The organism is Phaeobacter sp. NW0010-22 (genome assembly GCF_040365955.1).
In the GTDB taxonomy this organism is placed as follows: Bacteria; Pseudomonadota; Alphaproteobacteria; order Rhodobacterales; family Rhodobacteraceae; genus OMPR01.
Map to the genome: position 1 here is coordinate 301403 of NZ_BAABWT010000004.1, position 22743 is coordinate 324145.

General features: G+C 54.2%; 24 protein-coding genes. 15 read left to right on the forward strand and 9 right to left on the reverse strand.

Annotation, left to right across the window (positions count from 1 at the left end):
• Nucleotides 1-2: 2 nt before the first annotated feature.
• On the reverse strand, nt 3-1520 hold the full coding sequence (locus ABWV33_RS10865) for a hypothetical protein (protein ID WP_353330700.1): 1518 nt from the start codon (nt 1518-1520) through the stop codon (nt 3-5).
• A gap of 218 nt (nt 1521-1738) precedes the next feature.
• On the opposite strand from ABWV33_RS10865, the gene ABWV33_RS10870 reads away from it, so the two are divergent.
• From ABWV33_RS10870 to tig, 4 genes are all read left to right on the forward strand, one after another.
• Nucleotides 1739-2326, forward strand: a complete 588-nt coding sequence (locus ABWV33_RS10870) for a shikimate kinase (RefSeq protein ID WP_353330702.1) — start codon at nt 1739-1741, stop codon at nt 2324-2326.
• A complete protein-coding gene (gene aroB, locus ABWV33_RS10875) occupies nt 2327-3439 on the forward strand; it encodes a 3-dehydroquinate synthase (protein WP_353330704.1) in 1113 nt (370 codons plus the stop codon).
• Between the two features lie 721 nt (nt 3440-4160).
• A complete protein-coding gene (locus ABWV33_RS10880; RefSeq protein WP_113824431.1) occupies nt 4161-5282 on the forward strand; it encodes a porin in 1122 nt (373 codons plus the stop codon).
• A 194-nt stretch (nt 5283-5476) separates the two neighbouring features.
• Nucleotides 5477-6808, forward strand: a complete 1332-nt coding sequence (tig, locus tag ABWV33_RS10885; protein ID WP_113824430.1) for a trigger factor — start codon at nt 5477-5479, stop codon at nt 6806-6808.
• A gap of 116 nt (nt 6809-6924) precedes the next feature.
• Here tig and ABWV33_RS10890 read toward each other — a convergent pair whose 3' ends face one another.
• The 3 genes from ABWV33_RS10890 to ABWV33_RS10900 all read right to left on the reverse strand — a co-directional run bounded on the left by ABWV33_RS10890 (nt 6925) and on the right by ABWV33_RS10900 (nt 9035).
• Nucleotides 6925-7797 carry an acyl-homoserine-lactone synthase gene (locus tag ABWV33_RS10890; RefSeq protein ID WP_353330707.1) on the reverse strand — a complete coding sequence of 291 codons (873 nt, stop codon included), beginning with the start codon at nt 7795-7797 and terminating at the stop codon, nt 6925-6927.
• Nucleotides 7798-7891: 94 nt separating this feature from the next.
• Complete coding sequence (locus tag ABWV33_RS10895; protein WP_113824428.1) at nt 7892-8593, reverse strand: autoinducer binding domain-containing protein; 702 nt, start codon at nt 8591-8593, stop codon at nt 7892-7894.
• A gap of 37 nt (nt 8594-8630) precedes the next feature.
• A complete protein-coding gene (locus ABWV33_RS10900; RefSeq protein ID WP_113824427.1) occupies nt 8631-9035 on the reverse strand; it encodes a helix-turn-helix domain-containing protein in 405 nt (134 codons plus the stop codon).
• Nucleotides 9036-9407: 372 nt separating this feature from the next.
• Between ABWV33_RS10900 and aqpZ the strand changes: the two genes are divergently transcribed.
• Nucleotides 9408-10097: an aquaporin Z gene (aqpZ, locus tag ABWV33_RS10905; protein WP_164617487.1), complete on the forward strand. Its 690-nt coding sequence runs from the start codon at nt 9408-9410 to the stop codon at nt 10095-10097.
• A 50-nt stretch (nt 10098-10147) separates the two neighbouring features.
• Here aqpZ and ABWV33_RS10910 read toward each other — a convergent pair whose 3' ends face one another.
• A complete protein-coding gene (locus tag ABWV33_RS10910; RefSeq protein WP_353330710.1) occupies nt 10148-10642 on the reverse strand; it encodes a transglycosylase SLT domain-containing protein in 495 nt (164 codons plus the stop codon).
• A 227-nt stretch (nt 10643-10869) separates the two neighbouring features.
• On the opposite strand from ABWV33_RS10910, the gene ABWV33_RS10915 reads away from it, so the two are divergent.
• Nucleotides 10870-12063: a calcium-binding protein gene (locus ABWV33_RS10915; RefSeq protein WP_353330712.1), complete on the forward strand. Its 1194-nt coding sequence runs from the start codon at nt 10870-10872 to the stop codon at nt 12061-12063.
• Between the two features lie 77 nt (nt 12064-12140).
• Here the strand turns inward: ABWV33_RS10915 and rplI are convergent, their stop codons facing one another.
• The 3 genes from rplI to rpsF are packed head-to-tail and all read right to left on the reverse strand — an operon-like array spanning nt 12141 to nt 13374.
• On the reverse strand, nt 12141-12752 hold the full coding sequence (gene rplI, locus ABWV33_RS10920; protein WP_121997056.1) for a 50S ribosomal protein L9: 612 nt from the start codon (nt 12750-12752) through the stop codon (nt 12141-12143).
• A 12-nt stretch (nt 12753-12764) separates the two neighbouring features.
• On the reverse strand, nt 12765-12992 hold the full coding sequence (gene rpsR, locus ABWV33_RS10925; RefSeq protein ID WP_005852865.1) for a 30S ribosomal protein S18: 228 nt from the start codon (nt 12990-12992) through the stop codon (nt 12765-12767).
• A 28-nt stretch (nt 12993-13020) separates the two neighbouring features.
• Nucleotides 13021-13374: a 30S ribosomal protein S6 gene (gene rpsF, locus ABWV33_RS10930; RefSeq protein ID WP_113824422.1), complete on the reverse strand. Its 354-nt coding sequence runs from the start codon at nt 13372-13374 to the stop codon at nt 13021-13023.
• Nucleotides 13375-13657: 283 nt separating this feature from the next.
• Between rpsF and ABWV33_RS10935 the strand changes: the two genes are divergently transcribed.
• The gene (locus ABWV33_RS10935) at nt 13658-14176 is read left to right on the forward strand and encodes a hypothetical protein (protein ID WP_113824421.1); all 519 of its coding nucleotides are present in this window, start codon (nt 13658-13660) and stop codon (nt 14174-14176) included.
• Nucleotides 14177-14311: 135 nt separating this feature from the next.
• Nucleotides 14312-14884 carry a YceI family protein gene (locus ABWV33_RS10940; protein WP_113824420.1) on the forward strand — a complete coding sequence of 191 codons (573 nt, stop codon included), beginning with the start codon at nt 14312-14314 and terminating at the stop codon, nt 14882-14884.
• Nucleotides 14885-14969: 85 nt separating this feature from the next.
• Here the strand turns inward: ABWV33_RS10940 and ABWV33_RS10945 are convergent, their stop codons facing one another.
• Nucleotides 14970-16193: a cytochrome b/b6 domain-containing protein gene (locus ABWV33_RS10945; RefSeq protein ID WP_353330716.1), complete on the reverse strand. Its 1224-nt coding sequence runs from the start codon at nt 16191-16193 to the stop codon at nt 14970-14972.
• 156 nt (nt 16194-16349) lie between these two features.
• Here ABWV33_RS10945 and fabD point away from each other — a divergent pair, with 156 nt between their 5' ends.
• The 7 genes from fabD to mltG all read left to right on the forward strand — a co-directional run bounded on the left by fabD (nt 16350) and on the right by mltG (nt 22640).
• Nucleotides 16350-17276 (forward strand): ACP S-malonyltransferase, encoded by a 927-nt coding sequence (gene fabD, locus ABWV33_RS10950; RefSeq protein ID WP_164617481.1) that lies wholly within the window; start codon nt 16350-16352, stop codon nt 17274-17276.
• 69 nt (nt 17277-17345) lie between these two features.
• Nucleotides 17346-18083, forward strand: coding sequence for a 3-oxoacyl-[acyl-carrier-protein] reductase (gene fabG, locus ABWV33_RS10955; protein WP_353330718.1), 738 nt, complete (start codon nt 17346-17348; stop codon nt 18081-18083).
• Nucleotides 18084-18289: 206 nt separating this feature from the next.
• Nucleotides 18290-18523: an acyl carrier protein gene (locus tag ABWV33_RS10960; protein ID WP_028091986.1), complete on the forward strand. Its 234-nt coding sequence runs from the start codon at nt 18290-18292 to the stop codon at nt 18521-18523.
• A 139-nt stretch (nt 18524-18662) separates the two neighbouring features.
• On the forward strand, nt 18663-19202 hold the full coding sequence (locus ABWV33_RS10965; RefSeq protein ID WP_353330720.1) for a GNAT family N-acetyltransferase: 540 nt from the start codon (nt 18663-18665) through the stop codon (nt 19200-19202).
• Nucleotides 19203-19312: 110 nt separating this feature from the next.
• Nucleotides 19313-20056: a 1-(5-phosphoribosyl)-5-[(5-phosphoribosylamino)methylideneamino]imidazole-4-carboxamide isomerase gene (locus tag ABWV33_RS10970; protein WP_113824415.1), complete on the forward strand. Its 744-nt coding sequence runs from the start codon at nt 19313-19315 to the stop codon at nt 20054-20056.
• 163 nt (nt 20057-20219) lie between these two features.
• Nucleotides 20220-21485, forward strand: a complete 1266-nt coding sequence (gene fabF / locus ABWV33_RS10975) for a beta-ketoacyl-ACP synthase II (RefSeq protein ID WP_113824414.1) — start codon at nt 20220-20222, stop codon at nt 21483-21485.
• On the forward strand, nt 21486-22640 hold the full coding sequence (gene mltG / locus ABWV33_RS10980; RefSeq protein ID WP_353330723.1) for an endolytic transglycosylase MltG: 1155 nt from the start codon (nt 21486-21488) through the stop codon (nt 22638-22640).
• Nucleotides 22641-22743 lie beyond the last annotated feature (103 nt).

A 22743-nucleotide genomic window follows, 5' to 3' on the forward strand; every position in this document is an offset into this window, starting at 1 on the left:
GGTCAATTCCGTTCCAAAAGCAACAATTGCAGGGCTGCACGACGTGACATGTCCTCGAGGCCTACGTGGCGAAACGTGGCAAAGGCTGATGTCAGATCGCCATGATTTCCCTTAGCCCCATTGGCAAAAAGAGCCATGGATTCAAGAATGGCTTCGCCAAGACGGCCATCTTGGATCATCTCGGTAAGTTCCTGAGGGATCGGGGTTTGGGGGTTAAACCCATCTGCGACGGCACGGGCAAGGGGCGAAGAGGGGCGCGCTGTGTTCGGTTCCCCCATAGCGAGGGCGGCCAGAAATGCGTTCTCGCGAGTGTTCACGAGCGGTGTACGCGCGGCGTCTTCGTAAGCGGGCGAGAGCAGGCGGATTTTCCAAACCAGTTCGGCAATTTCGGCATCGTTGAAGGAATGAGGCCCAAGCTGGTCTGCAAAGAGATCCGCAAAGGGGACCTCGAGGTTCACCGCCTTCATCGCCTCCCAGACAGGTGTAAGCGTTTTGGATATGGCGGCTTCGCTGCCTGTTTGCAGAGCTGTTTCAAACTGTTGCACGGCTCGCACACGATCCCAAACACCGCCTGAAGCGGCGGCGCGGCGTTCCGTGTAAAGACCAAGAAGGTGGTTTGGTGTCAGGGCCCCGACGCGTGTCAGACGTTCCGCGGCTTCGAGTTGTGCTTTCCATCCGGCAATGTCGCGTAGATCAGCCGTTGCAAAAGCGCGCGGAAGCGAGGCGGTTGGCAGGCGTTCGCCAATGGTTTCGAACAATCGAAATGTCAGTGGGTCAGGGCGCGATGCCTGCGGCAAGGGTGGTGCGCCATCATAGATGTCAGGGCTGAGAAATCTGTCCAGCAAGGCGAGCTCGTCTGCAGGCAACAGATCCAAAGCATGGGCCGCTTCGAGGGTCAAAAGCGCAGATTGCCAGTCACCGCGGCGCGCTTTGCAGAAAATCTGTGCCGCGTAATCCAGCGTGAGGTGAGGGGCCGCGGTCAGGGCTGCACAGGCGCGATCTTCGTCGCCCGTCAACAGGGTTGCATCAAACCAGCGCTGGAACCGATCTTGAGTATCGGTCGGGCCTGCCAATTGGAGCAAAGCCTGCGCCGGATCTGTTGCGCCGAGCGCCATCAGCCGATCAAGTCGGGCGAGCAACAGTTGATCCCCGGACCCCACAGGGGCACGTGTTTCAGACAACAACAGCGTATACAAAAGGGTCTGCATTGCCGGGTTTTGCCGGACAGAGACCGTAGATATCAGCGCCTCTAACCGCGCAGGGGCGCTGCCGCGCCACAGATCAATCGGCAGCCCAGTCACCGAAGGCGAAACAAGCCCTAAAAGCGGGGGCAGGGCTTCGAGAGGGCTTACGTCGATCTCGGGTCCCAGTCCGGTCTGCGTCACCGGCGGTTCTAACAGGACGGTACCTGGCAACCTGACTGGGCTGGGTTCGTCGAGCCATTCGATTTCAGACAAGGGACTTTGAGCCCAAGCCGTAACAGGTAGAAAAAGTGCAAAGATCAGGTGTCTAATCGGCATTCAGGGTCACCGGAAGGCGCACCTCGCTCTGTTGGGCAGAAAAATCCACCCCGAAGAACGGGCCGACATAGGCATAAAACACAAGCCCAATCACGCATAAACATACAAGATACACTAGAAATTTGATCAGACGGCTTATCATGGTGCAGTGCCTCAATTTGTTCTTTTGACCAAGTTATAACTGGCCTTTTTCCTAAGATCACGTCATTCACGGTGGAATGAGCGAAATTGAGCATACCCCAGCACATAACCCTACGCACTCCGGGCTGAAAGTCAGGAAAACCATAGTTATGGTTGGTATGATGGGGGCCGGAAAAACCGCTGTCGGTCGGGCATTGGCTGCGCGGTTGGACGTTCCGTTTCTGGATAGCGATGCTGAAATCGAATCGGCGGCCAATATGTCGATCCCGGAAATCTTTGAACGCGATGGCGAACCTTTCTTTCGTTTGAAGGAAAGTCAGGTGATCGGGCGTCTTCTGGATGAAGAGCGTGGCGTGTTGTCTACGGGCGGCGGCGCGTTTCTGTCCCAGGACAATCGCCGCATGATTTCAGAGCGTGGCGTTGCGGTTTGGCTCAAGGCGGATCTGGATGTTTTGTGGCAGCGCGTGCGCCACAAAGATACGCGCCCTTTGCTGCGGACTGAGAACCCACGTGCGACATTGGCGGGGCTGTATGATGCGCGCGTCCCATTTTATGCCGAAGCGGGTGTGGCGGTTGCCTCGGATGGGGACGCCTCAATCGAAGAAATGGTGGATCGGGTGATTGAGGCATTGCAAGCCCGCCCTGATGTCTTGGGAACAGAGTAAATGCTGCAAACTGTGCATGTTGCGTTGGGTGATCGCGCCTATGATGTTGAAATCGGTCCAGACCTGTTGGTCGATGCTGGCGCCCGGATTGCTCCGTTTTTAGTGCGCCCGCGTGTTGCGGTTGTGACGGATGAGACAGTCGCGGCGTTGCATCTGGAAACATTGCGGGCGGGATTGTCGGACGCGGGCATCGATATGATGTCGCTAAGCCTGCCGGCGGGCGAGTCGACCAAGGGCTGGCCGCAGTTCACCCGAACGGTTGAATGGCTGTTGGAGCAAAAGATCGAACGGCGCGATGTTGTCGTTGCCTTTGGCGGTGGTGTGATCGGGGATCTCACTGGATTTGCGGCGGCTGTTTTGCGGCGTGGCGTCCGGTTTGTTCAGATACCGACGTCGCTGTTGGCGCAGGTTGACAGCTCGGTCGGGGGAAAGACTGGGATCAATGCCCCGCAAGGGAAGAACCTGATCGGGGCGTTTCATCAACCATCACATGTTTTGGCGGATACCTCGGTTCTGGGCACGTTGGCTGCGCGCGATTTCCTTGCTGGCTACGGCGAAGTGGTCAAATACGGTTTGTTAGGCGATTCCGAGTTCTTTGACTGGCTCGAGGCGCAAGGCCCTGCGTTGGCGGCTGGCGACATGGCCAAGCGGGTCGAGGCCGTAACCCGATCCGTTCAGATGAAGGCAGACATTGTTGTCCGTGACGAGACAGAGCAGGGGGATCGTGCGCTGTTGAACCTGGGCCATACGTTCTGCCACGCATTGGAAGCCGCGACCGGTTTTTCTGATCGATTGCTTCATGGCGAAGGGGTCGCCATTGGCTGTGCGCTGGCGTTTGAATTGTCGTCGCGTCTTGGACTGTGCAGTCAAGAAGATCCAAGCCGTGTGCGGGCTCATTTGAAAGCTATGGGAATGAAAACCGATCTATCGGACATCGCTGGGGATCTGCCAGATGCAGACCATCTGGTAGAGCTCATGGCGCAAGACAAAAAAGTAGTGGATGGTCAGCTCCGGTTTATCCTGGCCAAGGGGATCGGGCAGGCGTTTGTGACGGCAGATGTGCCGCGCGATGCTGTTCACAAGGTTTTGGCAGACGCCCTTGCGAATTGCTGAAACTGGCTGTCTGCGGGCGTAGAGGGCGGCAGCGGTAACTTTGGATTAGGGGCTGCCTGCTGGTTTGAGGGCATGCATGCCGTATCCGAATAACTGAATAAGTACCTTAACTCTTACAGAGACTTGGTTTTGAAGGGCCTTGGCATGCCTGATGCCCAATCTATTGCGCTGAGCCCCGATGCAGAAGCATCTGCTATCCAATCAAGTGTCAAAGATGCCCTGCCTTAGTGATATTCAGTCAAACGCATCGGTTGCAAAACGGTTTGGGTGTCCCTGCAATCTGCTCCAAGGCAATTCAAATCATCCGTTGGAGTAGATGGTTCTCAAAGCGCTTTTTTCCCCATTACCTATACCCTGGTCGCAATTACATAGGGGTTATGAAAAACTCTGCTTTGCCTTGTGGCGGGAAACCCCACTAAATTGACTGTGATCAGCAATAAATTGCTCAAAGGTTGCTGACATGGTAGGCTCATCACAAGAGTAGATGTGAAAAGTGCATGGCTGGTATTGGCTAGGTGCATGCGTTGGCTTGATTTTTTCCTTGAACCCCTTTGGGTGGGGATTTTGAAAATACCCAAAAGCCATAAAAAACAGGTCTTTTGGGACGATCGAATTTTTGAAGTGTGACCCAAAAACCATTGTTAGGGTCGTGCTTGGGTCTCACTCTGGAAGATTGCCACAGTGTTTCCATCTCAAATACACGTTGTAACCAGAACTCCTCATGGTGAAAATTATGACACTACAAACCAAAATTACTTCCGCACTTGCTCTGGCAGCTGTTGGATTTGCTGCTCCTGCAGCAGCGGAACTGAAATATGAGAACCAAAGCGGTGGATCAGTAAAGATCTATGGTCAGTTCTCTCCTGCCTACCAGTATTTCGATGATGGTGCTCAATCAAAGAGCACTTTCGTGGATAACGCGAACTCGAACAGCCGCGTCGGCTTGTTGCTGTTGCAGCCTTATGATCAAGGATCGTTTAGTTTCAAATTTGAAACAGCATTTGGTCTGCGCTCGTCTGATGCAGTAACTATCAATACTACGCCGGACGGGGTCAGCTGGTCACGCTCGAACCTCCGTCACATTGATTTCGCGTTCGACACCAATTCCTATGGTAAGATTTACGTCGGTCAAGGTTCGATGGCGACAGACGGCGTGGCTGAAAGTGATTTCAGCGGAACAGGCATGACGACGTATGTCGGTATCAGTGACACCGCAGGTAGTTTCGCGTTCCGTACATCGACGGGCGCTCTTTCGACAGTCACAATTGGCGATGTAATATCCAGCTTAGACGGAGGCCGTCGCGGCCGTGTTCGTTATGATAGCCCAACCTTTAGCGGGTTCACCGTTTCTGTTGCCGCTGGACAGGAAATCCTGTCTCAAACGAACAGTGATGACTACTACGACGCTGCATTGAAGTATGCGAATGATTTTGGCGGTACCAAAGTCACGGGTGCTTTGGGTTTCTCGCGCCGTGATCTTGCGAATGGCACCAAAACTGAGGATACCTTTGGTTCGGCTGCAGTCCGGCTGCAGTCAGGGTTGAACTTCGCCTTTGCCGCAGGTTCAAGAAAGAACGACGGTGATTATACCTATATCAAGGCAGGCTACGACGCTACGTTCTTTGATTTTGGGGAAACATCGTTTGCGATTGATTACTACAACGGGAACGATTTTGGACTTGTTGGACGGAAATCCAAGTCGATGGGTATCGGTGTAAACCAAGATATCGATAGCATTAGCACACAGGTTTATCTCGGCTACCGTGAATATGAGCTGAGCGACCCAACTGTTGCTTACCAAGATGCGAGTTCGATTCTGTTTGGTGCGCGCTGGAAATTCTAAGGCACACCCCTTTGTGAATTGTGGAAACACGCCCTGCTTGCAGGGCGTGTTTTTGTTTGAAACGTGCAATTGTCGGCGCAAACTGCCTCAACTGTAGCAATGCCCCTTGCGCCGACGGGGCTGGGCAAATAGAAGGCGTCAAATTTGCCCGGCGCGCCTGATTTGCGCGCCCCGAATCCTATGGGGACTAACAGATGCAGGTTACCGAGACGCTGAACGAAGGTCTGAAGCGCGGCTATTCCATTACCGTGACTGCGGCCGAGCTGGACGAAAAAGTAAACGAAAAGCTGGTCGAGGCGCAGCCCGAAGTTGAAATGAAAGGCTTCCGCAAAGGCAAAGTGCCAATGTCGATGCTGAAAAAGCAGTTTGGTCAGCGCGTGCTGGGCGAAGCGATGCAGGAAACCATCGATGGTGCAATGAACGCACATTTCGAAGAAACCGGTGACCGCCCCGCCATGCAGCCCGACGTCAAAATGACCGACGACGACTGGAAAGAAGGCGACGACGTTAACGTTTCCATGTCTTATGAAGCGCTGCCCGAGATCCCTGAAGTTGACCTGAAGTCCATTTCGCTCGAGAAAATGGTTGTTAAAGCCGAAGACGAAGCTGTCGACGAAGCGTTGGCCAACCTGGCAGAAACCGCACAGGATTTTGCTGCGCGTGACGCAGGCGAAGCGGCTCAGGACGGTGATCAGGTTGTCATGGATTTCCTTGGCAAGGTTGACGGTGAAGCGTTCGAAGGCGGCGCAGCCGAAGATTACCCGCTGGTACTGGGCTCGAACTCTTTCATCCCCGGTTTTGAAGAGCAGCTGGTTGGTGTGAAAGCCGAAGACGTCAAAGATTGCACCGTTTCTTTCCCCGAAGAGTATCAGGCCGAGCATCTGGCCGGTAAAGAAGCCGTGTTCACCTGCACCATCAAAGAGGTGAAGTCGCCTGTTGCTGCGGAAATCAACGACGAGCTGGCAACCAAGTTCGGCGCCGAAGATCTGGCCGCATTGAAATCGCAGATTTCTGAGCGTCTGGAAGCGGAATACGCGGGTGCAGCACGCGCTGTTCAAAAGCGTGCTTTGCTTGACGCATTGGACGACAAAGTGTCGTTTGAACTGCCTGTGTCTTTGGTCGAAGCTGAAGCGGGTCAAATCGCTCACCAGCTGTGGCACGAAGAAAACCCCGAAGTTGAGGGTCACGATCACCCCGAAATCGAAACCAAAGAAGAGCACACAAAACTGGCCGAGCGTCGCGTTCGTCTAGGCTTGTTGCTGGCAGAGCTTGGTCAGAAAGCCGAAGTCGAAGTGACTGACGCGGAAATGACTCAGGCGATCATGAACCAGGCGCGTCAGTACCCTGGTCAAGAACGCCAGTTCTTTGAGTTCGTTCAGCAGAACGCTCAGATGCAGCAGCAGATGCGCGCGCCTATCTTTGAAGACAAAGTTGTCGATTATGTTTTCGAACTGGCTCAAGTTTCGAACAAAGAGGTGAGCAAAGACGACCTTCAGAAGGCTGTTGAAGCGCTGGAAGAAGAATAAGACTTAAGCGAAAGCGCCGGTTCAAACCGGCGCAGTCGTTTTTCCAAAAGAGTAGAGCCGCCCCAAGGGGCGGCTCTTTTCGTGAGTGGATCGTTCGTGAGTGGTTTTGGTGTGTGTCAGGCTTCGTTTGTGAGCGCTTGTGGAACCTGTGAGAGCACTTGACGTTGTGTTGGGGAATTTGTCGCGGATACCGCTTCGATCAGCTTAAGAACCGCTTGTACATCTTCCTCAGACTGGGCCGCCTGCATTTGCTCAGCAAAGTATTTTTCGAGCATGGTCAGAGGCTTAGTGTCCTGATTTGCAGGGGTAGGTTGGTCTTGGACCTCGGTGGTGATTGGGTGGGATTTCGAAAAAACTTTCAACGCTTCTTCCTCGGTTAGAAATACGTCATGGGTGATACCCGCAAATTCGCGAACTCGATCAATGCGGTCCTCGGAACAATCAAGCATGGCTGCAAGAGCCGCGACCTTACCCATGGGAACGGTTTTGCCCACGTACCCGTAAGGGGCATTGTTCGAGCGTTTGAGAACGCGATCCATGATCGGGTCAATGACGGTGATGATGTCCTGTATGCCGGCACGGCGGGCATATTCCAGCGAGCCGATCATCAGCTCACACGTGGCATAAGAGACTGAGTTCTTGGATTTCCCGCGATTGAGCCGCTGAGTGTCGACGCAAAACCGCGTAGATTCCCAAACAGTTGCACTGCGAAGTGGTGCCTCGCCATCTAGAATGTCATGAAAAACGTCCGACAACATGTGCGGACCTGTCGTTTGAAGTGCGCGAACTGCTGCTACGACGTGCCCCTCGTCGTCCAGCCCCACGACAAAAGCAGGATCAAGGTGATCAAATTCGTCAATTTCCTTGCCGTCAACAATGTTGACATCCCAGCCCAAGCGATCCCCAAAAACGCGAGCCCTCAGACGAAACATTTCGTCAAGAACCTCTGTGAACATGTGTTTGTTCAATGAGTCGATTACAATAATCATAGTGTCCCCCTACGAGTGGTGTGTTTAACCAATCGTTACTTAACTTGGGGCCGAGGACTATTGGGGAATTCCCGTAGTTGGGTCTATTTTGAGGTTAGCTGGGCACAATTAGGCCGATGCCGATTGCTCTGCCAACTGCTTGCGCTGTCGTCAAGGCACAAAGTTTCTCTCGACTGGATCGAAGGTGAACCTCGACGGTTCGATGCGAAATGGAGAGAATGTCGCCAACATCCTGCTGCGATTTACCGGCAGCTATCCATTGCAGGATTTCAGCTTCACGCGAAGAAAGCGATGGGTGATACAAAATACCGCTCAGCGCTTCTGATCCCATGACTGAATCATGAATGTGAACGGCCATCGATTGCAGATCGCTGATCACATTTGGAATTAACTTGCCCCATTCCCGAGAACTACAGTCTCTGGTCACACTGAGCAGGCCAACATCCCCGTAAGGTCCGCGAACGGGGATTGTCAGACCTTGGTCGCATAGTCCAAAATCGTTGGCATCCCGAAAAACCCGTTTGAAGTCTTCGTTGCGTTCTAGGCGGACCCAATCAACCGGTGCGATGCTGCGTTGGGTCATGTGAAGTGTCGGATCAATCAGATGAAAACCCTCTTGGGTGTAATGATCTTTCCAATCATCCTTGTAAGTCACATGCCCGTGAATGGTGCCTTCCCATGGGTTCAGGCCCGCATACGCCGCGTGATCCATTTCAAATCGCTCGCAAACTTGCCGAAGAAACTCAGTATACTGAGTTTCCGGTTGCGGCAGTGTGCCAAGATCAATCAGATTCACGTTCCGTACCTCTCATTCGGGCAGCAGCCCGGTTGGGTCAGGTTACCGCGCTGAGCTCTTCTTTTTTGTCATCCTGCGTTAAACTTCGCACAAAGGACAAAACCGCATGCCGGTGGGTTGCTCGAAGGCCGCGATAGATGGACACCAGTTCCATGGCATCCTGGTCTTTTAGAAAGTCTAGATCATCTTTGGGAGGGGCGGAACCATCAATCGTACCTGTTTTTGAGGGGCGGATGCCTTCAAAAAAGTGGCTAACATGTACATCAAGCACTTCGGCAATGGCCCAGAGTCGTGATGCGCTGACTCGGTTTACACCAGATTCATACTTTTGAACCTGCTGAAACCGGACACCGATTGCACGTCCTAGCTCTGCCTGGCTCATGCCGGCAGACAAGCGTTTTGCGCGTATGCGTTGCCCAACGAGGGTATCGACTGTTTCCATGTTACTACCTTTTACTAAATACACTTTCGCCCTGGAAAACAGAGCTGTCCATTATGTCGCCCAGAGGTGGAACGGGCTACGCTTCATTCGCCTAAGTTACGCGCGAAACATTGACCTAATGGGTAATAGTAATCAATATTTTCGTGCTTTGGTTGTGAGGTGACGTAACGGAATTTTTGCAGGTCATAGCCGTGGTTAGGAAAACGGTTTTTAAACAGCGTCTTGGAATGCCGTGTTTATGTTAAAAAATCACAGCGCGTATGCTGGCATGAACGCAACGAAGATCCAAGATTGGTCAACGGTGTGCGTTATCCTTCAGCAAATTTACAAAAATGGTGCTACCATAGTGATACCGCTTTGGGAGGAGTGTAAATGATGAACAAACTGATGGCTGAATTTGTAGGAACCTTTTGGCTCGTGCTCGGGGGCTGTGGCAGTGCTGTTTTGGCCGCTGGCGTCGCTGACGTTGGGATTGGCTGGCTGGGTGTAAGCCTCGCGTTTGGTTTGACGGTGCTCACAATGGCTTATGCTGTTGGGGGAATTTCCGGAGGGCACTTTAATCCCGCCGTTACGTTGGGACTGGTTATCGCCGGGCGCCACGACGCAAAAGAATTGTTACCTTACTGGGTGGCACAGGTTGTCGGGGCAATTGGCGGGGCGGTTGTCCTCTATTTGATCGTTTCAGGGGGCGAAGGGTTCACTGGTGTCGGGGGATTCGCCACGAATGGATATGGCGAAGCATCGCCACAAGGCTATTCCATGATGTCCGGACTGATCATCGAAGTTGTTATGACTGCGTTCTTCTTGATCATCATTTTGGGTGCAACGTCGTCTGGTGTCCCTGCAGGGTTTGCACCGATTGCGATTGGTCTGGGCTTGACGTTGATCCACTTGGTTACAATCCCGGTTACCAATACGTCGGTTAATCCGGCGCGCTCTACCGGGGTCGCTCTCTTCGCAGAGGGCCCTGCTTTGTCGCAGTTGTGGTTGTTCTGGGTTGCACCCCTCATCGGGGCAGCAATTGGGGCTGCCATCTGGAAAGTCATGTCTTCTGAGGACTAAGCTTACCTTTGACCAGTAGGGGCGGAATTATCGCCTCTGCTGGTTGCAAATCATTGTAATGTTGGCCGCACCAGACCTGTTTCGACCAACATACCGCGTCTCTTGGCTTCGTAGTAATATCCCGATGCATAGAGGCGGATGGCTCTGCTTTGGTCGCCATCTGCTAAGAGCCACGCCCCACGCAAATATTTCCCCGCAAATTCCAGATTTGTATCTGCATTTAGCAGATCGTTTGGTTTACCCCGGAAACCCATAGAGCGGGCAGTCGCTGGCAGGATCTGAAGCAGGCCGTAGTATGGGCGATTGACCGCCCATGGGCGGTGGGTGCTTTCCCGGATAGCCAGTTTGTGCACCAGCTCGCGCGGCAGCTCATAGTGGTCGGCCCAATAGTTGATCGACTTGCGCAATTCGGGTGTTTCATTGGGATAAAGTGGTGGGCCCTCGGGGGCCGCTTTGGAGGCAGGTTCGGATTTCCCGCCACATGCAGCAAGGGTAAACGCGGCGCCAGCACACAGTAAATAGGTGCGACGATTAAGATGTGACATGAGGAGCCCCTTATTGTTGCCTAGAAAATATCGGCCTTTGGAGCGGGCGCAACCCACCTTGTGGCCCCTGTGCTTGTTCGAGCCATTTTGCGCGCAGGCTTTCCGGTTAAGTCGCCTCAGGTCGAAATCAATATCGGTTGACTGAACAATCTAAGGTTGTATCTAATTCATAACATGCACGCCGATACTGTGTTGTTGGCGTGTTGAAATTTGAAAAAGGACAACTCATGGGCGAAATCATCGGAACGATCGACAACGACATCCTCAAAGGAACAAGCTTAGAAGACCTAATTCTTGGCCTAGAAGGTGATGATCGCATCCGCAGTCGGGGCGGGAATGATACCGTAGATGCCGGGGCTGGTGCGGATGTGGTACTAGCCGGTGCTGGCGATGACCTTGTCTTTGGGATGCAGGGCGATGATCTGTTGAAAGGCGGTCAAGGTGCCGATGTTCTAAAGGGTGGCGAGGGTAATGATGATGTCAGGGGTGGCCAGAGCGATGATTACCTATCCGGCGGGTTAGGCAACGACAAACTGCGCGGTGGCACAGGGGCCGATATCCTGGATGGCGGCGGTGGCGACGATGATATGCGCGGCGGGACTGGCGATGATTTTCTGTTTGCCGGGGCTGGTAACGATCTACTGCGCGGCGGACAGGGGAATGATTACCTTGCTGGAGACGATGGTGATGATCAGCTTTGGGGTGGTCAGGGCGTTGACGACCTTAGCGGCGGAACGGGCAATGACACGCTTCGGGGCGGAGCAGGGAATGACCGGCTCTTTGCAGGCGATGGCGAGGATGTGCTGATCGGCGGTCAGGGCAATGACCTGCTGGAAGGGGGCGCCGGGGATGACACTCTGAAAGGGGGGCAGGGCGATGATCTGCTATATGGCTTTAGTTGGGGCGGTGAACCCATTCCGGCACAAGACGCGAATGCGCTTGTAAACGCCGATGAACCCCTGAGTGACACCGATGTTTTGATTGGGGGGCGCGGTGCGGATCGGTTTGAATTTCGGTGGCTGATCGATGCAAAGCAGGAAATTTTGGACAAACACACGGATGACACCGGAAATATCGACTATTCAATGAATGGCGTTGCCGGGGAAAACGACAATGTACACGATCATTGGGTCGAGACGATGGGCACCAAAATCGTCAAAGATTTCCGCGCGAACCAAGGGGATACGTTAGAGTTTGCGGGTCATACTGTGAATCTTGATACTGTGACGCATACGGATTTCGATGGAAATGGCCGTGATGACACCATCCTGACGTTTGTGAGCAACCAAGGCGGCAATGGGGGCGCGCACGACGGAGATCAAGTTGGGCGGGTCGTCATTTTGAACACGTTGATCGACACTGTGGATGTTGATGCGGGCGTGTTTTATGGCGTTGAAGAACCGTATTCCATTCTGGGGTAACCCATCCCAATTCGTGAAACAAAAAAAGCCGCGCAAGGGTTTGCGCGGCTTTTCTTTGAAATACGTGAGCAGGCCGATCAGGCGTTGCTGTCGTCTTCTGCAGGAGCAGCCGGCGCATCGTCGTCGTCGGATGCAGCTGAACCGATATCGTCGAACAGTTCCGAGATTTCGAATTCTGCAGCGGCTTCTTCTTCAGCAGCCAGTTCCTGGATCGATTTGCCCGAAGCTTGCAGTTCGGCTTCTTCAACCGAGCGAGCCACGTTGATGTCGATGTTTGCAACAACTTCAGGGTGCAGAACAACCTGAACAGTGTGCAGACCCAGATCCTTGATCGGTGCCAGCAGAACAACCTGCTTGCGATCGACCGAGAAACCTTCGGAAGTTGCAACTTCGGCAGCGTCACGTGGAGTAACGGAACCGTAAAGTGCACCCGCGTCAGAAGCAGAGCGAATCACGATGAACTGCTGTCCGTCGAGCTTTTCGGCCAATGCTTCGGCTTCTGCTTTGGTTTCCAGGTTGCGTGCTTCGAGCTGAGCTTTCATCGTTTCGAACGCGGCCAAGTTGGCTGCCGAAGCGGTTTTAGCTTTGCCCTGAGGCAGCAGGAAGTTGCGTGCGTAACCGGATTTAACGTCTACGACGTCGCCCATCTGGCCCAGTTTCGCAACGCGTTCGAGAAGGATAACTTGCATTGTCAGGTCTCCTTACTTCACGGCGTAGGGCAGCAGGGCGAGGAAGCGGGCGCGTTTGATGGCACGAGCCAATTCACGCTGCTTTTTCGCCGATACGGCTGTGATCCGCGAGGGAACAATTTTGCCACGCTCAGAGATGTAGCGTTGCAGCAAACGAGTGTCTTTGTAGTCGATCGCCGGTGCGTTGTCGCCCGAGAAGGGGCAGACTTTGCGACGGCGGAAAAATGGTTTTGCAGCCATGGTTTAGTGTCCTTTTCTCAAGCTAAGATCAGCGGCGCTCGCGGCGGCCTTCGCGCTCGTCACGCTTCTGCATCTGGACCGAAGGTCCTTCTTTGTGCTCGTCGACCTTGATGGTCAGAACGCGCATCACGTCGTCATGCAGGCGCATCAGGCGTTCCATTTCCTGAACGGCCGGAGCAGGTGCATCCGAACGCAGGAAGGCATAGTGGCCCTTGCGGTTTTTGTTGATCTTGTAGGCCATCGTTTTGACGCCCCAGTACTCGTGATCGACAAGGCTGCCGCCATTGTCGGACAGTACGGCACCAAAATGTTCGATGAGGCCTTCGGCTTGCGTGTTGGACAAGTCCTGGCGCGCAATCATGACATGCTCATAAAGGGGCATGTGAACTCCTGTTTCTTTCAAGGCGCATTTCAAAGGCGGGGCAAATGCCGTTTGCGGCCCCACCACGAGAGACTGCGCGGTTCGATCTGTCTTGCAAACGGATGGCTCCATATACACGGTTGGGAGCCGGGAGCAAGCCCCGTAGACGTTGCGGTGTTACAGGACAGGCATGCCGCCCTTTGACCGCTTTGGTGCCCCATTCCTGACGTTTTGTTTAGCAATCATTAACCATGACGGGATTTATCCCACGACGTTTATGACCGCTGTATAGGGTGCAAATGATATGACTGCCGTTCAAACCCAAACGTTTCAGACTTTGCCCGCACTTTCCTCATATGAGAACAAAGTGCCGTTGATGATTTGTTTTGCTCCGAACTGGCCCATTCGCACTGTTTTGTTCAGAATTGTTGGCACCGCCTTGATTTTGGGATCCGCGACGATGTGGATTTTTCCCGGATCGAACCTGTCGGCTGATTTGGCGCTGATGAAGCTGGGAACGTCGTTGTTTTTCTTGCTGTGCGGTTTGGCTTTGCTGATGATGCATCATGTCGACAATCAGCCCGAGGCGTATTTCGATTCCATTCGCCGTGAAGTTCGAGTGCTACAGAAAAACAATCGCGGACGCCCTCAGACAGTTCTTCGTCGCAGCTATGACAGCTTGGGAAGTGTACGATTCAACGAACATTTTGTAGAACTTTTTGATGTGGATGGCAGCTTGCTGATGCGGTTGCCCATCGAAACCGCAGAGATCCGTCACACTCTTCGTACGCAACTGAGCGATCACGTCACAATTTCCGCGTAACTCACGTGATGTTCATTTGATCACACAGTCTGTTAGAGAATAGAGAGTTGAGTGCCACCGGTTGGTGGCCCATCTGTTTAAGAGCGCGTTCAAATGCTTGGACGTGCGTTTACTTATTCTCTACGGAGCTTTTCCATGAAAACAACTCTGCTTGCCGCTGCTTTGGCCACTTTCGCAACTGCCGGTTTGGCCGCTTCTGAAAAATACGTTCTGGATTCCAGCCACAGCCAGGTTCTGTTCAACTACAACCACTTGGGTTTTTCGACCACATATGGAATGTTCTCCGGATTCGAAGGCGTGATCATGTTTGATCAGGAAGATCCTGCGGCCTCTTCGGTTGAGGTTTCAATGCCTGTGAAGTCGATGTTTACCGGCTGGGAAGCGCGTGATGGGCATTTTATGTCTGACGACTTCTTTGGTGCCAAAGACACGGATCTTGTTTCGTTTACCTCAACAGGGATCGAAGTAACGGGTGAAAACACAGCAAATATCACAGGTGACCTGACCATGAATGGCGTCACCAAAGCTGTTGTTTTGGATGCAAAGCTGAACCAAGCAGGTGATCACCCGATGGCGGGCAAGCCGTGGGCCGGGTTTGATGCGACCACGACTTTGCTACGGTCAGACTTTAACGTCGGCAAATTCGCGCCATTTGTGGGTGATGAAGTTCACCTGAATATCTCGGTTGAAGCGATGAAAGCTGAGTAATCCAGATATACTTGTTTTAATCTAAGAGACCGCCGACATGAATTTGTCGGCGGTCTTTTTTGTTTTGGAATGGTGTGGCTTGGCTTTATTCGCTGCGTGTAGCGGTCAAGGTTACCGAAACGGTAACGCCAAAGGCCAATGATCCCTCGTCGGGCATATGACTGCCAACCCCGAAGTCCAATCGGTTGAGGTGGGTTTCAGCCGTCATAATTGCCGTGTTCTCCTGCTGGTCCAAACTAAAGGGCAGGATGATATCGACTGATTTGTCCCGAATAGTGAGTGGCCCGCGGGCCTCGTATCCGGTTTCCGTTTTGAACAGGTCTGCTTTGAACGTGGCGGTTGGGAAGATAGCGGCGTCAAAGAAGTCTTTGCCAACCGCCTGACTTGTGACGGATCCAAGGGAAATCGATCCGATCGCAATGGTGACATCTACTGCACCGGCCGGACCCGATGTGTCTGGGTCGTCAAATGTGATTGCAGCGGTCCAGTCGGCAAAACTGCCGGTGACTGGGCTGCCCATTTGAGTAACGGTAAGTCCGAGTGTTCCGTCCTGCACGACCCAGTCGGATTGAACGGCTTCCAGCTCAGCGCTTTGGGTGTGTGATGCGGAGTGGTCGAAAACGCCGATGAATGTGCCGACTCCAAAGGCTGCCCCCCAAAGCAAAAGCGCGGCGACAAGCGGCATACCGCTGTGGGTCTGTGGGCTGAGCTCTGGGATGTCCGGCGCACCGGGAAGCATACGGCGCAGTGTCGAGTCGCGGTCTATGATGTGATGCTTGAGGGCCCCCGCGATATGCAGCGCCAAGGCGGCAATCAATGTCCACACAAAGACATAGTGTAACCCGGACATGAATTCCGCAAAGGCTGGGTCTTTGGGAACGAAGGGAAGAGATTGCCCAAAGGGTAGCCAGATTGGGGCGAACCCGGTCGTGGCGGCGTGGTGAATCCAGCCGCTGAGCGGGGCGAGGATCAGGGAACCATAGAGCAGCCAGTGGATGGTTTCAGCGGCAAAGGCTTCGGGGATGTTATCGGCATTCAAAAGTCCGGGCTTGGGCTGGGTGAGGGCCCAGAGAACGCGGGCGATTGCCACAAAGAACAAAATCACGCCCAAGGTTTTGTGCAGCGAGAACAGGAAGGCAGCCTGTGTCAGGTCGGCCTCGGTTGTGGTGATCGCCGGATCTGTGATCGCATGGGCCAGATCGTTGGCGAAATACCCAACGGGAATCACGGTGAACATCAGCAGGGCAGTGAGCCAATGAAAGGTCTTGGCAACGCCTCCATAGGTGCTGTGAGTGTTGGAATAGGGCATGGGGGCTCCTGTAACGCTATCTATATGCACATTACCGCCTGCCGAGTGGTCTGCAACTTGCGTTGTTGCACAGGTGCAGTGTCTGGATGCAGAGCTTGTGCGGAGGTGGCACACAGTCTAAACCCGCTGGCAACGATTTTAAGGGAGAAGTCACGTATGACTATCGCATTTGTTTTCCCCGGACAGGGTGCACAAGCTATTGGCATGGGCAAGGCACTGGCGGAGAGCTATCCGGCTGCGCAGGCTATTTTCGACGAAGTTGACGAAGCTTTGGGTGAGAAACTGAGCGCGCTGATCTGGGAAGGCGATATTGCCGAGTTGACGCTGACACAAAATGCACAGCCTGCGTTGATGGCCACATCCATGGCTGCCATGCGGGCGCTCGAGGCCGAAGGGCTAGGCATTGCCAAAGCGGGCTTTGTTGCAGGGCATTCGTTGGGCGAATATTCCGCTTTGGCCGCAAGTGGCGCGATTTCGGTCGCCGACACCGCGCGCCTTTTGCGCACCCGTGGACAAGCCATGCAAAGTGCTGTGCCTGTGGGCGAAGGGGCTATGGCGGCAATTTTGGGGTTGGATCTGGCCGCGGTACAGGCGGTTGCACAGGAGGCTGCGCAAGGTGACGTGTGCCAAGCGGCAAACGACAATGACCCAACGCAGGTTGTGGTCTCTGGGTCCAAGGCTGCGGTTGAGCGGGCCGCTGTGATTGCCAAGGAAAAGGGTGCAAAGCGGGCTGTTATGTTGCCGGTGAGTGCCCCGTTCCATTGTGCATTGATGCAGCCAGCGGCGGATGTCATGGCAGAAGCCTTGGCCGCTGTTGAAATCAAAGCACCGGCTGTGCCTTTGATCGCGAATGTGCGGGCTGAAACCGTGACTGATCCGGATGTGATCCGACAGTTGCTAGTTGAGCAGGTGACCGGTTCTGTACGCTGGCGTGAGAGCGTGCAGTACATGGCGACGCAGGGCGTTACTGAGGCTTGGGAAATTGGTGCAGGTAAGGCACTGTCGGGTATGATCCGCAAAATTGACCGGTCGATTGCCTCTAAAGCTGTTGGTACACCGGATGATGTGCAAAAGCTGCTGTAATTCAGGGCTTGCGCAAACAAGAACGACAAGACCCGCAGCACTGACTGCGGGCGCGAAAAGGAACATGTTATGTTTGATTTGACCGGAAAAAACGCGCTGATCACCGGTGCTTCGGGTGGTATTGGTGGCGATATTGCGCGTGCCTTGCATGCCGCAGGCGCAACAGTAGGGCTGTCGGGCACACGCGTTGAGCCGTTGCAGGCGTTGGCGGATGATCTGGGCGAGCGCGCGCATGTGTTGCCGTGTAATCTGGGCGATGCCGAAGCTGTCACAGCGCTGCCTAAGCAAGCGGCTGAGGCGATGGGGTCGGTTGATATCTTGGTAAACAACGCGGGCATCACGCAAGACAATCTGTTCATGCGTATGACGGATGACCAATGGGATCGTGTGATTGACGTGAATCTGACGGCGACAATGCGTTTGTGCCGTGGCGTCATGCGCGGCATGATGAAAGCGCGTTGGGGGCGGATCGTGAATATTTCGTCCGTTGTTGGCGCCATTGGTAATCCAGGGCAGGCGAACTATGCCGCATCAAAAGCAGGCATGGTTGGCATGGCAAAATCCATAGCACACGAAGTGGCGAGCCGGGGAATCACTGTGAATACAGTGGCGCCCGGTTTTATCACCACTGCAATGACTGAAAAGTTGACGGATGATCAAAAGAGCGGTCTTCTGGCACAGGTGCCAGCCGGCCGGATGGGCGATCCCAAGGAAATTGCGGCTGCTGTGTTGTATTTGGCAAGCCCCGAAGCTGCTTATGTGACGGGTTCGACCTTGCATGTTAACGGTGGCATGGCCATGTTGTGAGCCACTTAGGGGCAGACGGGAAAGCGTTTGCCTCTGTCGTTGTCTGTGCTATAGGCGGCGCACAATCTTACGGGGTCGGTCGATGGGGCTGATCCTTGCACCCCCGGATACCCGGGACCTTAACCGCCCGAACCGGGCAAAACCAAGCCACCCCGTGCGGGCAAGGGCAGAACCGGGCACAACGCCCTGAATAATGAGGAATGACCATGAGCGACGTCGCAGATCGGGTAAAGAAGATCGTTGTAGAGCACCTGGGTGTTGAAGAAGATAAAGTGACCGAGAATGCGTCGTTCATCGACGATCTGGGCGCAGACAGCCTCGACACTGTTGAGCTGGTTATGGCCTTCGAAGAAGAGTTCGGCATCGAGATTCCTGATGACGCAGCCGAAACCATCCAAACGTTTGGCGATGCAGTTAAATTCATCACCGAAGCGTCCTAAGCGACACTTCGCGTGAGCGAAAATCAGGCGTCTCCCGGCAGGGAGGCGCCTTTTTTATTGTGGCACCTATATCGTGCTTGCATTGAGCGGTTTGCATCTGCACCCTAGGGTTGAGGCAGATAAAAGGAACCGGCGTTCAATGATCCGTTCCATTCCAATGATAAACACCGCTCGCTTGACACTATGTGCAATGCGACCGGAAGATTTTGATCGATTTTCAGAGATTTGGGCTTCGCCTGATGTTGTGCGCCATATTGGTGGGCAACCGCGTACACGGGGCGAATCCTGGGATGCGTTTTTGCGCAATGCCGGGCATTGGCAAATGACGGGGTTTGGCCAGTGGGCCATAGTTCAGCAAAGTACGCGTCAGATGATCGGACAGGCAGGATTTTTTTTCACCAACCGTGAGTTGGGTGAAGATTTCGACTCGTTTCCTGAAGCGGGTTGGATCGTGTCAGCGATGGCCCAAGGGCAGGGCCTGGGCTATGAGGCTGCCCGCGCGGCGCACGACTGGTTTGACCGGATCATGCCGGGACCCTTGGTCGCTATTATCGACGAGGACAACGTGTCCTCGTTTCGGGTTGCTGAGAAGCTTGGATATGACGTGCTGAGACAGGCCGAATTTAAAGGGACGCCTGTGCAGTTGATGCGTCGAAATGGTCCGCCAAATAAAGTTTGATCCGATCACGCCGCAATTAGGACAGGTGATGCCGTTCTGATCGGCTTTCGGAAATTCGGGCTGGATATGCTACACTGGTTCGATGTGGCCTTTAGTAGAGGAAATGGCACATGATGATATATCCGACTATGGAGCTCCAGAAGGGGCGTTGTGTGACGCTTGACAAGGGGCGTTTGGATTCAGCCATGCTGTGGCATGTGGATCCAGTCGAAACAGCCCGCGGGTTTGCCGCGGCAGGGGCCGAATGGATGCACATCACTGACTTCGATGCAATCGAAGGTGAAGATGGCAATGCAGAACTGATTGAAGAGATCATTCGGTCCGCAGGCATCCCTGTTCAGCTGGGTGGCGGAATGCGCAGCCGCGAAGCGATTGAACATTGGATCGACAAAGGCGTAGGCCGGGTGGTCGTTGGAACGCTTGCGGCGCGTGATCCAGAGCTGATCAAAGAGCTGGCGAAACACCACCCGGATCAGATCGTTCTGGCAGTTGACGTCTGGCAGGGGCAAGTCATGACCGAGGGCTGGCGGTCGTCCAGCGCCTTTACTCCTGAGGCGTTTATCGAAGCCTTTTCGGATGCGCCGTTTGCCGCAATTATCGTGACTGATATTGACAGTGACATGGAAGATGTCGAAGCGCAGCTGGGGTTGATCGCGGGGGTTGCCGAAAAGGCGAAATCACCTGTGGTTGCAAGCGGTGTGGTGCGTTCTGTCGATGATATTTCGCGTCTGACTTACATTCCGAACATTGCTGGTGTTCTTGTCGGTCGTGCGTTGTATCGCAAAACGGTGGATCTGGCCGAAGCATTGGCCGTTGCACAGCCAGGCCCAGAGCCAGTGGCTGAGTTGCAGTAACAGGGCTGGAAAAACATCTGATCAGGCAGAAAATGCGATTTTTTGCCTGATTTCCGGGCCACTGGCAGAAAAGTGCTAGGGTCAAGGGGGCCGTTGCTCTTGCCCCCGAGCCCTTGGCCGGGGTATGAGCATTTCCTAAATGCAAGCAGGCAAGAGGGCAGTCATGCGCAGAGTAGTTGTAACCGGTCTTGGGTTGGTCACTCCGTTGGCCAGTGGGGTCGAGGAGAGCTGGTCACGGCTGCTGGACGGGCAGTCCGGTGCAGGCCCGATCACATTGTTCGATGCCGAAGCATCGGGTGTAACCACAACCTATGCGTGCGAAGTGCCGCGTGGGGATGGCACTGAGGGCACGTTCAATCCAAATGAGTGGATGGCGCCAAAAGAGCAGCGTAAAGTTGATGATTTCATCCTTTATGGCGTTGCTGCTGCCGAGATGGCCTGTCGCGACGCCGATTGGATGCCGGAAGACGAAGAATCACGCATTCGCACGGGTGTGATGATCGGGTCCGGAATTGGGGGATTGGGGTCGATTGCCGACACCGCCAACCTGATCCGGGATCGTGGCCCACGTCGGGTGTCTCCGTTCTTTATTCCGGGCGCACTGATCAACCTTATCTCGGGTCAGGTTTCGATCAAGTTTGGCTTTAAAGGCCCGAACCATTCTGTCGTGACTGCCTGTTCCACAGGTGCGCATGCGATTGGGGATGCGAGCCGGTTGATCAAATTGGGCGATGCGGATGTTATGATTGCTGGCGGTGGTGAAGGTGCCATTTGTGAGATTGGCATTGCTGGTTTCAACGCATGCAAGGCACTGTCGACCAAATACGCGGATGATCCAAAAGCCGCGAGCCGTCCCTATGACACTGACCGAGACGGGTTTGTCATGGGCGAAGGCGCGGGGATTGTCGTGTTGGAAGAATACGAACATGCGAAAGCACGTGGTGCCAAGATTTATGCCGAAGTGCTGGGCTATGGTATGTCAGGTGACGCGTATCACATTACAGCCCCGGCTGAAGATGGGGATGGCGCAGAACGTTCGATGCGCGCAGCGCTGCGCAGTGCAGGTCTGGAACCATCGGATGTGGATTATATCAACGCGCATGGGACATCGACCATGGCGGATACCATTGAGTTGGGCGCTGTAGAGCGTATGTTGGGCGATCACGCTGCAAGTACCACGATGTCGTCGACAAAATCTGCGACGGGACACCTGCTGGGTGCTGCTGGCGCGATTGAGGCGATCTTTTCGATCCTCGCTATTCGGGATCAGGTGGCGCCACCTACAATCAACTTGGATAATCCGGCAGTTGAGACGGCTTTGGATTTGGCCCCGAATGCAAAACGCGAGCGCAAGATTGATGTGGCCTTGTCCAATTCATTTGGATTTGGTGGCACCAATGCCAGCGTGATCTTCGGGAAGGCCGACTAAATGTGGCGCAGTCTCGCCTCGAACATGCTGAGCGTTTTGGCGGTTGGCATGTTTCTTTGTGCCGGGCTGATCCTTTGGGGTAAGTCACAGTATACCGATGCCGGTCCGCTGGAGTCTGCAATTTGCCTGCGGGTTGAGCGCGGGTCGAACATGTCAAAGGTAAGCAAGAAGCTAGAAGAGCAGGGTGCTGTTACGAGCGGCGCGATCTTTCGGCTTGGAGCGGACTATAGTGACAAAGCAAGTCGGTTGAAGGCTGGCAGTTTCTTGGTGGTTGAGGGGGCCTCGATGGAGGCCATCGTCGATGAAATCACACGCGGTGGTGCCAGCACCTGTGGAACCGAAATTGTTTATCGGATTGGCGTAACGCGGTCTCAGACACTGATCCGGGAGCTGGATCCTGTCACTCAGAAGTTCGTGGAACTGGCATCGTTCAACCCTGCCGAGGGGGATGCGCCTGAGGCTTATGCAGAAAAGCGCGCTGAACCAGATACGCGGTATCGGATTGCGATGGCTGAGGGGGTGACCTCTTGGCAGGTTGTGCAAGCGCTGAAGGCGATGGATGTGCTGAAAGGTGATGTCGCAGATATTCCGAAAGAAGGTCTGTTGGCACCCGATAGCTATGAGGTGACGCCGGGAACAATGCGCACCGCGGTTTTGGCGGAGATGCAAGAAAAACAAGAGTTGCTGGTCAATGCGATTTGGGAAGGGCGTCCCGACGGTTTACCGCTGGAATCTGCGGAAGAAATGCTGGTGCTGGCGTCGATCATCGAAAAGGAAACTGGGGTTCCTGAGGAGCGCCGTCAGGTTGCCAGCGTCTTTGTTAACCGCTTGAACCAAGGGATGAAGTTGCAGACGGATCCGACAGTGATTTATGGGATAACAAAGGGGCGCTCCATTTTGGGGCGTGGGCTGCGGCGCAGTGAATTGCGGCGGATCACACCTTGGAATACCTATTTGATCAACGGTTTGCCGCCGACACCGATCGCCAACCCTGGGAAGGCAAGTTTGGAAGCTGCGGTCAATCCGGACGAGACGGATTTCGTGTTCTTTGTGGCTGATGGAACAGGTGGCCATGCGTTCGCCGAGACATTGCAAGAGCACAATCGTAACGTTGCAAAGTGGCGAGAGATCGAAGCGCAACGGAACAACAACTAAACACGAGGGGCGGGTCTTGGGATCCGCCCTTTTTCGTTTCGGTGTTAGGAATTTGTTAATGTTACCGGGCGCTTAGGTGTTGCGTGTGGTGCGGAAAACCTTG